This is a genomic window from Colwellia sp. BRX8-5 (assembly GCF_014077325.1).
Classification (GTDB): Bacteria; Pseudomonadota; Gammaproteobacteria; order Enterobacterales; family Alteromonadaceae; genus Colwellia_A.
Genome location: NZ_JACGVR010000009.1, coordinates 77,378 through 91,208 on the forward strand (window position 1 = coordinate 77,378; position 13,831 = coordinate 91,208).

Genomic DNA, 13,831 nt, shown 5'->3' on the forward strand with positions numbered 1-13,831 from the left:
TAAATGATGAGATTATTAGAATCAAAGTTACTAGAATCGGATGTTGTCGAATTATCATTAGAAAATCCATCAGAAACTGCATTAAATTGGCTTGTAGGCGAGAGCGTAGAGATATTCGAAGAGAATGATTTATTTTACCTTAAACAAGGTGATTATTTTGAAGAAGTGACATTTTCAAACTTGTCATTAGCTAGGGCTGTGAATAACAATGACCCTCAAGTTGTGCTTGCCGTTATTTGTTATAAAAACGCTTCTGCAGTTGCCGTAAAGTTTATGTACTTGCGTAACCTATGCCCTGAAAAAGTGACAATCAATCTTGACTCCTCTTCAATTAGCGCCATAGCAAAAGAGTCTGGAGTCGAACTTACCTTTTCGGCAACACAACAGTGGTTTGAGCAGACGTTCTATTTTAATTATCAACAACAAAATGCCATGTTATGCGAGTTTCATGCAACGGCGCTAGGAGATAGTTTTAAAATTATTGGTGAAAAATATGCTGCTAACATTATTAAGAATGATAAATCGTGGTACATCAACACCATAATACCATTAAATAGGCCCACCGAAAAATTAACTATGTTTTGTGGTGAACACCAGTTAGTCGAATATAGCTCAAATCACGGAATTAATGAGCCAACGCAGCAATTGATGCTTGATCAGCATACCAAAGAACATGGTAGCTACTTTCAATTATGGCTTAAGTATTCAGAAACTCATTGGCAACAAGCGTCTCGTATAGCCAAATCCGCTGGATTTTTATCTTATACTGAGTGTAAATCTATTTCCAATGAAAAAATTAGATTTCGTTTTATTTTAGGCGAAGTCCCAATTAAGAATTTTCTCAATAAATATAAAGCTGAATTAGAAAATTTAGGTGAACGATTTAACATCGAGAACTTAGAATTACAGGTAGCGGACGTTGCACCAGACTATTTAACTGAAGTTGATCAGTCGTTAGATTTACCAGCGAAACATGGTGGAAAGCCTAATTGGTTAAAGGAATTGAAATTTACTAATGGCGTGTTAGAAGGAACTCTCAAAGAAAGGGCACCGAGTAAGGGGGCTATCTTCATATCTCTTAATGGTATTAAAACAGCACAAGAACGTAAAATGTCAGCGTTTAATTCACTCCGCCAAGGCAATAATCCATTGCCACAAATTAAACATATTTTCGAAGGATTACAACCTCCACAGCAAAGACCTAAACGTATTAAGCCATTATCAAAAAAAGCTAAAGCGCGTTTTAAGAGTGATCCTACTAGGCAACAAGAGAAAGCACTAAAGATAGCGTTAAACACACCGGATATTGCTTTAATTATCGGCCCACCAGGAACGGGTAAAACACAAGTTATCTCTGCATTACAACAACGTATAGCTGAAGAAGGAGATAAATTTGGTTCGCCGATTCAACATCAAATACTACTCAGTAGCTATCAGCATGATGCTGTCACTAACGTTGTCGACAGGTCGGGTGTCTTTGGGTTGCCAGCATTAAAAGTTGGCAGACGCGAAAAAAATAGAAACTCTGGTTCGGGAATATCACAGTGGACCCAGCAGCGTATTGATAGGTTAAGTCCTGATATTAGCAATGAATTACAACAGTTTTCAGAATATAAATTATTTGAGTCAATCAATGAACTCGTATTATCAATTCGTCTTGCCACTAATCCTAGCGACCTTAAATTCTTGTTATCATCGTTAAGAAAAAAACTTAATGAGTGGCAAATTGATTATGGCTTTAATATCAAAGCATCAATTCTAGACAGTGTTGACGCTTTAACTGAAAGGTTTTCAAGCTTACCTTGTCTTAATCTATCTAAAGAACAAAGAACATTACTATATCGTACGGTTAGAGGGGTAAGAACAACAGATATCGCATTTAATGATGATGGCTTGTTACGAGCGAAGAGCTTGTTACACACCTTAGAGTCATTAGAAGAAACCCAAAAGTACGCCCAAAAAATAAAAGCGCTAATAAATGATGGTGCTAGTTCCTCACAATACGAATCAGTTAAACAAGGTTTACTAGAAGGTTTGAAATTACCTTATGTGATACTAGGTGCACGTTATGTGACAGCAAAAGAGATTGATAATTTAGAACTGTTACAAGAAGACCTAGAGCTGACAATCACTACCAACCCTACGTTAGGGAAACTATATTTTCGCCAGCAATATATAGATACATTACGCAATCAACCAGCCGTAGTTGAACGATCAATTGCAGAATACGTTACGGTACTCGGTGCAACTTGTCAGCAAGCTGCTGGCGACAAAATGGTATCACTTAAATCAGTTGAACAAAGTGAAAATATCAAGTTTGATTCCGTGATCGTTGACGAGGCAGCGCGTGCTAATCCACTTGATCTAATGATACCCATGGCAATGGCAAGAACGCGCATAGTGCTGGTGGGCGACCATAAGCAATTACCACATATGCTTGAACCTCAAGTTGAGAAAGAACTGCAAGACAAAAATGAAATAGAAATCGTCGATCATGAATTACTCAAGCAAAGTTTATTTGAGCGGCTATATCATGATTTAACAAAATTTGAGAACGAGGGTGGGCCAAAGCGAGTTGTGATGCTAGATACTCAGTTTCGAATGCATCCGGTGCTTGGTGAATTCCACAGTAAAGAATTTTATGAATCGGCAGGTTTAACACCAGTTAAACCTGGCCTTAAAGCAAAGGACTTTCCGTTAGATGTGCCTAATTACGAAGGGAAATTAGCGGCTTGGTTAGATGTTGGGGAAAAAGCGGGGAAAATGAACGACTTGAATGGTTCAAAATATCGTCAATGTGAAGCTGTTATAGTTGCAGAAGAAGCCGCTAAAATTCTAAAAGAACGTCCTGATTTGTCAGTGGGAATTATTACCTTTTATTCAGCACAGCGTGATCGGATACAAGACCTTATGGTAGATAAAGGAATAATGAAAAATACTTTCGGCGAATATGAACCTGCTACAGGTTATGACCAGCTACCTAATGGTGATGAACGCTTTCGTGTTGGTTCAGTGGATGCTTTTCAAGGGAAAGAATTTGATGTCGTTTTACTGTCTACAGTGAGATCTTGGCGTTCAGGTACTTCATTTAATAGTGAAGATATTAATAAACAGCTTGGTTTTTTAAGAATTATTAATCGCATCAATGTCGCTATGAGTAGGCAAAAGCGGTTATTAATTGTTGTCGGCGACCAATCACTAGCCAATCCTGAGTTAGCGAAAACAATCGAATTTGAAGATGGAACAAAGCAACAAGTGTTGCCAGGTTTCAATGCATTTTATCAATTATGTCAAGGAGAGCATGGCTGTGTTCGCTGATACTTATCTTTTACAAACAAAGCAGCCAGACTATGATGCCAAGTCGTTGTTATGGCCAGTGAATATGTGGCAGGTGTATACCAATAATCCAAAAGGAAGAGAGCTAAACATATTTGAAAAAACAATTTTACAACTGTTTAATGTTTCAGAGAAACGTAATTTAAAAAATGAAGACATAGCTAACTGGCTAGGGCTAGAAACTGACATGGTGAGCTATATTATCACCGCGCAGCTTTTACCTAATGGTTGGTTAACTGAAAGTGGGCAAGTGACAGAAAGCGGTACTAAAATACTTGATAACGAGGTAAATGATAGTTTAACCACGGCCTATGTATTCCAGTGCGCAATTACCCAACAATGGTTACCAAGAGTGTGTTTTAATCTTGAAGAAATATATTCAAAAAACAACTCGGGCAGACCTAAATTTAAATTTAAGCGAGCGAGTAATTCTGTGTCAGCACCTTTTGTCATTGCTTCAAGAAAAATTGAAGCAATGCCACCAAATGAAGAAGACTTAGAATCAATTGCGATTGATTTTCAAGAGGCTATTTATATTGCCAAAAATACCCGTGAGAACGATGAATGGCAGCCTCCGCAGTCTAAAGTTGACCGACTAACGCTCGCACCGCAAGGTGTAACACCCGCTTATTTAACCGTTTGGGGTGATACTCAAACTAGCTTTGAATGGACGTTATATGATCCATTTGGCGTTTCAACTAAAGCTAAATGGATGAAAGAATTATTTCAACAAGGATGTAAGTCCAATAAAGCGTTAGGCCAATTTGCACTTGCAGCACTTGATGTAGGTAATGAGAAAATGGATTATGAAGAAGCTTGTTTAAATTTTGCAGAAAAAGCTAACTTTACAGTGTTAGTTAAATATCCTAACGCAAAAAAAATACCAGGATTAACTGATGCTCTTTTTGAAATGCTTGAAGTCCATGAAAGAATTTCTCATGAAAAATCGCCTCATAACAGCTCAAAATCAAAATTAATTGTTAGTTGTGGTCAGATTCTTGAAGTTGTTTGTACGCAAATTTTGAAAGATTATGTGTTAGATAATCCTTACAAGTTACCCAAACCACAGACTAAAAATGGCACTGAGATCATTAAACATTTGATAGCAGAAGCGACAGCGATGTCAGGCAACATGCTAAACGAAGCGACTAAGGTTCAGCCATCAAAAATATATAGTGCAGCAATAGGTACAAACAGTTCACTTAGAGCGCAGTTGGTCGCAATTTTTATATCGATGACTAATCATCATCAGCATCCACTAAAATTTCTGCTGGATGATCAAACATATTTTAAGCGCTTTTACGCATTAACGTTTTTACGTGATGGTTGCGCGCACAAGAATCCACCTAAGGTATCAATAACAACAGTTGATAATGCTGTAGATTTGATTGACACCTTTTTAACCAAATTATTTAATGGAATAGAGAACAATGGCTAGAAACAAAAGCAAAGCTAAAAATAAAGTAAGCATACCAGTAGTACAAAGTAAGCCAGTAAAGCAAATTGGTATTTTAAAGGATTTGTTTAGTAAAGCCGGTATAGCATTAGATCCTGATCTTGAAAGTAAGCTTAATGCAGAACAAGATATTCAACTATCAGAACTTATAACAACGCTTAACAAATCGATTACCGAAAATGAAAAGAACCAAGCGGAATTAATCAGTCAAAAGCAAGAGCTTGAAAAGGACGTTACTGCGCTTGAAACGCGTAAACAGCAAGTTGTGCAAGAAGATAAGGCGTTAACGAGATCACGCCAGTCCATAGAGAGAAAGTCAACGTCGCTGCTACATCGCGAAGGTGAATGTGCCAACATTGAAGCGCAACTTATAGAGCGCGAAGCCAATGCACAAGCTGGATTTGTGCGTGAGCGCCAAGAATCACTTGCCACAATGAAACATAGCTTTCACGAACTACAACAAGATATAAGTGCGTTAGAACAGCAGAAAATTAAAAATGACGTTGACTTAATTATCCATCAGCGCCAACAAGCAACAGAGTTTGAATCTCAACTGCAATCTAAGTTATCTAATGAAGTTGAACATTTAAACACTGAAAGACGTTCTTTTGAGAAGCTAGCGCAAGAGTTAAAAGGAGATCAAATAGAATTAAGCACCGCTAAACATCAATTTAATGAACAGCTAAGTCAACAAAAATTAACAGCGCAGGCATTACGTGCTGATTTAACTAATGAATTTCAATTTGAACAGCAGACATTAACAAATAAAATCGAATCTCTAGAATTATCTCGTCAACGAGATTCCGATAAAGTTAAACAGCTACAACAAAAAATATTGGATTTTTCTGATCTAGAACGTGAAGCTAAGATGCGTGAATTCTCTAATCCTAGCGATGTATTAGAACACCTTGATAACGTTGAACAAGAATTAAAAGAAGCTCGTTCAAAACTTAAAGGGCGCAGTGAAACCGATCTTGAAGACGAACTTGAATATTTCAAAGAAATAGCCGAAGAGAAAACTGAAACGCTAGACAATATGCGTCAAGACTTAGATGAGGCGCAAGCAAAAGCACGAAAAAATCAGCTCAGTATCCGTGAAAAACAGGAATTACAATCACAAAATACAGTGTTGGAACTGCATAATAAAACACTAAAAGTATCCATCGATAGCCTTAAAGCAACCTTAGATGATCTCATCGACAAGCAACAGTCACAGCAAGTCTTTAGTGAACTCACCAAAATGGATAGAAAGTTTGCAGAGCCTTTAGCGGTAACAGGTATCTCATCTTTGAGTGAATTTACTAATGAACTACAGGATCGCATTGCTAACGCTGAAAAAGGTGTAACGCTTTATTACGACATTAATGATCTTCGTAAGTTTGTAGCTGGCCTTGCCATGAGTCAATTGCATGTTTTTGAGGGGATATCCGGTACCGGTAAAACCAGTTTGGTAAAGGCCTTTGCTAAAGCCGTTGGAGGACATGTGACAACAGTTCCAGTACAAGCTGGTTGGCGCGACAGAGATGATTTACTAGGGCACTACAATGCCTTTGAAAAGCGCTATTATGAAAAAGAATGCTTACAAGGACTTTATCGAGCTCATACACCGAGTTACAAAAGTCGGTTTAATATAATTTTACTTGATGAAATGAACCTTTCTCGCCCTGAACAATACTTTGCGGAGTTTCTATCCGCCATAGAAATGCGTGATGGAGAACGAAATATAGTATTGATGGACTCAAGTGTTGCTAGTCCACCTAAATACTTTTTCGAAGATCGCAAAATACCACTGGCAAGTAATACGTGGTTTATGGGGACAGCTAATCATGACGAAACTACGTTTGAATTTGCTGACAAGACTCATGATCGTTCATTTATGATGGAACTTAAACGTCAAGATAAACCTGAAAATTGGCAACCCAATAAAGTGGCTAAAGCGACTATTGATATTCAATCGGTTAGAACTCTCTTTGACGAAGCTTTGTCACAGCATAAAGATGAAGTCAACAAATTACTAATTAAACTCAAAGAATCAGACTTTACTAAGGTATTAGAAAATGATTTTGGCATAGGTTGGGGCAATCGATTTGAAACTCAAGCTCTACGGTTTATTTCTGTTTATATCGAATGTGGTGGTGAAGCGATTAAAGCACTTGAACATCTTCTTATCACTCGTGTACTACGTAAAGGCAAGGTGTTGGATCGTTTTGATATATCTCAAACAAAATTGGACAAGTTACTTAAAGCTTTAGAAACCCTGCTGGGTAATGACTGTGATGAATCTTCACACATATTAATGACTGAAACCGAGATTAAAGCAGAAGGTGTTTTTTAATGCAGCTATTTTCACGCCTAAGTGGCGAGTTAATACCATTTGATAAAAACATGACACTACCTTCAGGGCTTTATGCCCTGAAGGATGGCGCACAACAAATCATTCTATTTGATGATGGCAGTGGAGCGTATCATCAGGATGATACTGACATATTTTTTAATCAAGATGAACGTAGTCAAACCGATAAAGATATAGTAAACAATGAAGAAGCACTAAATATAACCTTTGATGCGATAGCTCATATTATTGACAAATACGAAGAAAATTCAATTGTAAAATTTAGTCATTTATTACCACCAGAGGTAGCTGAATTTATCGCGCCGACCGATTTAGACCAAGCCATTATGTCAGGGTTTAGTAATGGTGTATTCCAAACAATAAACCAACGTCCCAGGATGAGCATGCGTTATGATGTTGAAATCATGGCAACAAGCCGTGTAAAGCGTTATGCCTCAAACTATCAAGCACATCTAGTCGCTCATTCTGAGTGTTGGCAGCAACGTACGTTCACAGGGATTATTCCTAAAAAACTCAAAGGACAAGTGAGTGAAGATGAAATAGTTATTTATGAAAATAAAGTATATGCCCGGTTAATTGATAACTTACTTCGATACTTAGCAAGCGCACAAGCACGTATTCAACAAATATTGGATGTGATAGCAGAATTTGGTGAGCTTGATGCACAAAATAATATTCATCATTATATTACTCAAATAACAAAAGATTGGGGCCGCGCATATGAAGCTGCTGATGTGCGCGAATTAGCACAAAAAAGTAAAGAACAAATGGATATTGTTCAGCAATATCGCGCTAAACTAATTCATATGAAAAATGGTGTACTGTATCGTTCAATACCTCAAAATTTACAGGTAGGAATTGCGCTAAAACCCACTAATATTCTAGCTCATGATGACAATTACCGTCGTTTAGCTGCAATATGGCGAACGTGGTCGAAAGTGTCATCAAAAAACCGTTTTACCCCTCAACAAATGTTAGCTATGAAGCAGCAAAGACAGCTAGATTATACACATTACGTATCTACTATTATTAAACAAATCTTCGCTGATATGGGGTGGGAAACAAACACCGACATGACAAGTATTGATATTCATTCAAACTTGAGCATTAGGTTTGATAGACCTCAACAAGGGTGTTTCGAATTTAGTCATAATCACCAACATATAGCGCGGATTATAGTTAATGCAGAACCATTACAAGCAAGTGATTTACCACGCGCTTATGATGATAAAACTTTCATTATCTCTCCCCAAATCAGAGCAGTGAAAATTTTCGATACAATCGTTGAGTTATCACCTTTAAACCTTCACGCTAAAGAAGCACTTTCAAGACTTATCGTGAAAAGTTTATGGAGATGGCTATTAGGTGTGTTTATTGAGCCGTTACAAGGTAAATTACCAACTCCTATAGAGCATGCATTATCTGATAATAGGTCAATATACACGCCATTAACCCAAGAACAGACCAAGGTTATTAATAAACAGGCTAATAAAGCACTTGTTGAAAAAATCAAATTAAAAAACGCGATTGCCACTTTTGTACGTCACTGCCCTTATTGTGGAAAAGTAGGAGATAAACGCTCGTTTATAGTTAAGTCTAGTGATTATTTTAAAGGACAATGTAATGACAGATCATGTAATTCAGAGTGGGTGCATGACCAAAACAAAGCCACTTTCTTTAAATTAAATAATGGGGGAGATAAAGATGGTAGGTTTGCATTTTCAATACCTTAGCGAAAATCTATACTTCACAAGCTTGTTATCGTCAAAAAAATTGTAATATCAATATGATGTGGTTCTAGTTAATAACAATTAAATAGGATCGTATATGAACCAATTATCATACTTATCAACACCCACTGAACAAATCGATAACTACAAGTTTTTGCAAAATAGCCATCCTGAGTTATATAGAATAAGTCAGGAGGTCGATCAATTCTATTCAAATGATCATGGATGCTGTTTGTTAAAAGCACGCTTGTTTATTGAGTTATGGTGCCACGAAGTAGGAGAAAAACTAGGACTACGTCCACCAGTAAAGGGTGACTTATTAGATAAAATAAAACAAATTTCAGCGAGCAATAAGGTTCCACCATATATTGTGGAGTATTTACATCATATCCGCGTAGAAGGGAATAGGAGTGCTCATATTGCACAGAACATAACTGGACAATGGAGTTGTAGCAGTAGTTTAAGTCGAGTAAAACTTAAACACTTAATGGTAAATATATTTGAACTTGCACAATATTTGGCATTTAAGTTAAATAAGCAAAATCAGCCTCAAGTAAGTTGGCAAGAGCCTATGCCAAAAGAAATGGCTGATCATGTATATGCATCACTGAACGGAAATAAAGAGGCAACATTTTCATTAGCAGAGCATACTCTAGCCTCAATTATAAGTTTAGCCCATCAAAAAGAGCTTAATAACAAAAAAAGAAAACAGCAAATGGAAATGCTAAAGCATGATTTATGTTACTGGCTAGATAAGGCTCATCAACAGGGGCATCCTGATATATGGTTGATGTATGCTCTTGTGTATAAAGACAATCACCTTCCGTTACCTAATGGTCAAACTATTGATCGGTGTTTCAAGCAGGCATTGATAAATGATGATCAAGGTGAGGCAAAGTATCAGTTTGGTATTTATTTAATTAATCATAACCAATATAACCGAGGTTGTGATTTTATCGAGCAAGCAGGTCATAAACATCACCACCAAGCAATTCGATTATTACAAGAAAAGTATTATCAGAAAGAACCTGGAAAATATTTACTTTGGTTAAACATAGGAGTTGAATCCTCTGAAATAAGATCATTCACTTTAGATTTCGAATACAAGTTATTCCTGTGGCAATTAGATGTTGATAATGAGCTTTTAAAGAAGAAAGCCCGAAGCGCATTTATTAGTGCACAGTCACGTCGTTCTCCTGGAATTTCATATTTTGAAGGTTACTGCACATATTTTGGGTATTGGGGGAAAAAGCCAAATGCGGAGTTTGGCTTAAAGAAGATGGTTGAAAACTATAAAGGTATTCCGCAATTTATATATTACGAAGAGATTTTATTTAATTTGCTAAAAGATCAGCATGAGTACATTGAAATAGCATTAACGATGTCAACCAATGCATTACGTATCAATCAAACGGTTATAGGTAAAGCTAAAATTCAGTTTGATTTAGCAATGCTGATCTGGAGAAAGTTACGTAAAAATGGAAAAGCAAAATCGCCACATGGCATCAAAAATTTACTCAGAGAGTCAGCGAAAGACGGCTGTATAGAAGCTTTACAGTTTATCAAGTCACCCAATGGGCGTGCTTTATTACGTGATAATAGTATAGTATCTGTCAATCGTAATCATGGACATGTTGATCGTAAAAAGCAAAAAAAGGCTAAAAAGTCAGCCCGAAAATAAATAACTTAAACAATGAATTAGATCAAAATATTACAACTTTATAGATACAATTATTTATGAAATGCAGTAGTATGTTATACAAAATTATCAAACGGATGCTTGATGAAAAACATTTTACTCGCAATCACTGGCGCTAGCCCACAAGTTGTAACCGAAACCTTATACGCACTTCACACCGAAGGAAAAACTTTTCCAGACGAAATGTTTGTTATTACCACAACAAGTACCAAAGCAATGTTGATGGAAGGCCTATTTGATAATGGACATTTAGCTGGATTACAACAAGAACACGGCCTACCGGACTTCAAGTTTGATGAATCACATATTTGGCTTATTGAAGATGAAGATGGTAATCCAATCGATGATGCCAAAACAATTGAAGATCAAACCTATATGGCTGATTTTATTACCCATAAAGTATTTGAATTAACCAATCAAGAAGAGGTAGCAATACATGCATCTATTGCTGGTGGTCGTAAAACTATGGCATTTTATTTAGGTTATGCCATGTCATTGTTAGGTCGCCCGCAAGACACCTTAAGTCATGTATTTGTAAACGATGAATTTGAATTTGTAAAAGATTTTTATTATCCGACCAAAACAACTAATTGGATCACAGGTAAATTTGGTAAATGTAAGTTAGATACAAGCCAAGCTAAAATAACTTTAGCCGAAATTCCTTTTGTAAGAATGCGACAATCGGTAGATCCACAATTGATAACGTCTATGGGAGAAGCATCCTTTAGTCAAACTGTTGCGACCATAAATTCTACACATAGTAAGTCATTAGTTTTGGATCTATATCAGAAGGCCAAAACAATTTCCGTTTCAGGGGTTGATATTAAGCTTACAGCGAAAGAGTTTTCATTTTATATATGGCTGCTTAAATTAACACAAAAAAATAATAATGGACTTATTGTTGATCGAAAATTCGAAGATAATACCGATGCTTCTCTCGGGTTTCTAAATGAATGCTGCAAGGTAGGTACCGACATTAGAGTGTTTAAAGCATTTAATATTGAGCCTGAAGATTTCCGTGATGGTGATCTACAAGGTTTAAGTGCAATGGAAAGAGCCTTTGTCCAACAAAATCGTTCAGCTATCAATAAAAAGCTTAGAAAGGCACTACCCTTAGAGTTAGTTAAAAAGATAGACATAGCTTCAGACAAAGATGGCCATGACCAAAAGTACTATATTGCTGCTGTTATTGATGATATAGAAATTAATTTTAAATGAATAGATGATTTTTGCTTTGGTGTAAGCTAATTCCCTTTGATGATTCAGCCTGAAAGGTGCTTTATCTTACGATAGATGCGGCATCAATAATTTATTGTGTACCTCAAAGCGTACACAAAATAATCACGCTTGTCTCTAGCCCTTTAAATTCAATAGGGTTTCATAATCGTGCCAGAGGATCGTTGGCTGGTTCATAGTGTCACTCTGTGTAACGTTACGTTCTTTGTTGTTCATATAAATCAACTATTTAACTCTGTTGTATGTGTTGTTGTGTAACATTGGATATCATCGTGTTTTCTACCGTTATAAATAAAAGTGTCCCATTTGTGTACCCATGATAAAAATTACAAGGTAATAAAAATGGCACTAAGTGATTCAAAATTAAATCTTTATTAAATAAAAAACAATCCAAACGTTTCGATATAGCTGACCGTGATAGTTTAAGTGTACGTGTTTCGGAGTTCTGTACCATTACTTTTCAATATAGTTACCATTACCATGATAAACCATCTCGTATTGCATCGGGACGTTATCCTGATATTTCATTGAAACAAGCGGGTGAGAAGATACCAGAGTTACGACAATTGTTAAATGATGGTCTTAACCCAGCTGTTCAAAAAAAACGCTCTAAAGAAACTCGAAACGCAACGTTAGAGGAATGTATTGATTGGTTTTGACAGTACAATTTTAGATCATTAATTAATTCATGGACACACAGTAATCTTATCCTTGCCGCAGATATCTGTTTGAGTTATGTGTTTTTGAATATTATTCATACCTTCCTATCACTACTTTTGTGTCCAAGCATGAACTTGTGTACCTAAGACAATATATGTCCCACTACTTCTTATAATGACCTCATCAATTCGACATGTTTATGTATTTGTCACATATCACATCGAATTATTTGTTATTAATGGTTAAGCAGGAGAGTCGCATGAATAAAGTTATTCAAACAATTTACACAGTTAAAGCGTTGGAACGTCTAGGGGCAATGGAGAGACGTAGCAATAAAATACCACAGGCAAACTTACAGCTTGCGCCAATGTTACATTGGGTTGCTAATTTTTTCTATTGCTATGGCTGCTTGGTAATAGGGCTAATTATATTTGCATTAACTCCATTAGAAAGTGAAATATCAGGAGTGATTATTAGTTTTGTGACTTTTTTATATTTCAGCATGAAAGAGTGGTATGAAATGTGGGAAGACAGAGCCGAAGAGATACGCGAACTTGATATCGCAGAGGTATACAGTTGGAAAGAGTTATCAGAAGCTGAAATGCATAAACTTGCTTTGAGTATTCAAAACAGACCGTCACATGTTTTGCTAAGTTATATCCTTTACTTTGTTCCGCATACCTTATTTTCAGCACATTTTTATTCAATGTTCTGAATGTTTACAAATAGCAGTATTTAAAAACTCATTTACTAAAAAAAGGTGAGCACTATGCAAATTTCAAATGATGTAGCGAGAGCAGAAATGCTGAGTTTTTTTAAGGCTAGAGCCGAAGATAAGCAAATTAACAGTACCGAAGATTATGAGAAGCACTTATACAAAGTCATTGTTCAGCACCTGAATGTCTTTAGTGGGGAATACTTGTTAGAACAAGAGCTAACTGAAGGCAAACAGGAGGGATTTGAATACCTTACATGGATGGCAGCAGTTGAGTGCTACGAAATCAAACATGACTTACCTAGAAGGTTGAGCCAATTGAGATTTGACTTAGATCTTAAAGTTAATAATAAACATAAATATGTAAATTTGATTGATTTGAATAAAGATATCATTGTCTTGAAGTCTCGTTTACCTGCTGAATATAAGACACTTGGCTCTTACAGTGAATATAAGTTCCATTTATATAAATTTATTAATGAAACTTTTTCAGGTAAAAAAAAACTGATTACGATATATGTTATTGGGGCGACTTAGTAAGGCTATATGAGTTAGAAAATAGATTGCCGTTAATTTGTCGTGAGTTAATTAGTTTGGAGAGATATAGAGGAATTAGAAGGCTAAGACAAAAAATGACTTAGTGGTG

The 13,831-nt window shown here is 36.3% G+C and carries 9 protein-coding genes; all 9 read left to right on the top strand.

Annotation, left to right across the window (positions count from 1 at the left end; all coding sequences use genetic code 11):
• Positions 1-6 precede the first annotated feature (6 nt).
• The 9 genes from H4J62_RS08555 (at position 7) to H4J62_RS08595 (ending at position 13,722) form a co-directional block, all read left to right on the top strand.
• Positions 7-3,318 carry a DEAD/DEAH box helicase gene (locus tag H4J62_RS08555; RefSeq protein ID WP_182218345.1) on the top strand — a complete coding sequence of 1,104 codons (3,312 nt, stop codon included), beginning with the start codon at positions 7-9 and terminating at the stop codon, positions 3,316-3,318.
• On the top strand, positions 3,302-4,774 hold the full coding sequence (locus H4J62_RS08560) for a hypothetical protein (RefSeq protein WP_182218343.1): 1,473 nt from the start codon (positions 3,302-3,304) through the stop codon (positions 4,772-4,774). Before H4J62_RS08555 ends, H4J62_RS08560 begins: the two co-directional genes overlap by 17 nt.
• Complete coding sequence (locus tag H4J62_RS08565; RefSeq protein ID WP_182218341.1) at positions 4,767-7,127, top strand: AAA family ATPase; 2,361 nt, start codon at positions 4,767-4,769, stop codon at positions 7,125-7,127. The genes H4J62_RS08560 and H4J62_RS08565 overlap by 8 nt, the downstream gene beginning before the upstream one ends.
• A complete protein-coding gene (locus H4J62_RS08570) occupies positions 7,127-8,878 on the top strand; it encodes a hypothetical protein (RefSeq protein ID WP_182218340.1) in 1,752 nt (583 codons plus the stop codon). Before H4J62_RS08565 ends, H4J62_RS08570 begins: the two co-directional genes overlap by 1 nt.
• A gap of 94 nt (positions 8,879-8,972) precedes the next feature.
• Complete coding sequence (locus tag H4J62_RS08575) at positions 8,973-10,556, top strand: DUF4145 domain-containing protein (protein WP_182231330.1); 1,584 nt, start codon at positions 8,973-8,975, stop codon at positions 10,554-10,556.
• Between the two features lie 102 nt (positions 10,557-10,658).
• Positions 10,659-11,792, top strand: coding sequence for a CRISPR-associated ring nuclease Csm6 (gene csm6, locus H4J62_RS08580; protein WP_182231331.1), 1,134 nt, complete (start codon positions 10,659-10,661; stop codon positions 11,790-11,792).
• 380 nt (positions 11,793-12,172) lie between these two features.
• Positions 12,173-12,469 carry an Arm DNA-binding domain-containing protein gene (locus H4J62_RS20750; RefSeq protein WP_182216431.1) on the top strand — a complete coding sequence of 99 codons (297 nt, stop codon included), beginning with the start codon at positions 12,173-12,175 and terminating at the stop codon, positions 12,467-12,469.
• Between the two features lie 260 nt (positions 12,470-12,729).
• On the top strand, positions 12,730-13,185 hold the full coding sequence (locus H4J62_RS08590; RefSeq protein ID WP_182216355.1) for a hypothetical protein: 456 nt from the start codon (positions 12,730-12,732) through the stop codon (positions 13,183-13,185).
• A 54-nt stretch (positions 13,186-13,239) separates the two neighbouring features.
• Positions 13,240-13,722: a hypothetical protein gene (locus tag H4J62_RS08595; protein WP_182216356.1), complete on the top strand. Its 483-nt coding sequence runs from the start codon at positions 13,240-13,242 to the stop codon at positions 13,720-13,722.
• Positions 13,723-13,831 lie beyond the last annotated feature (109 nt).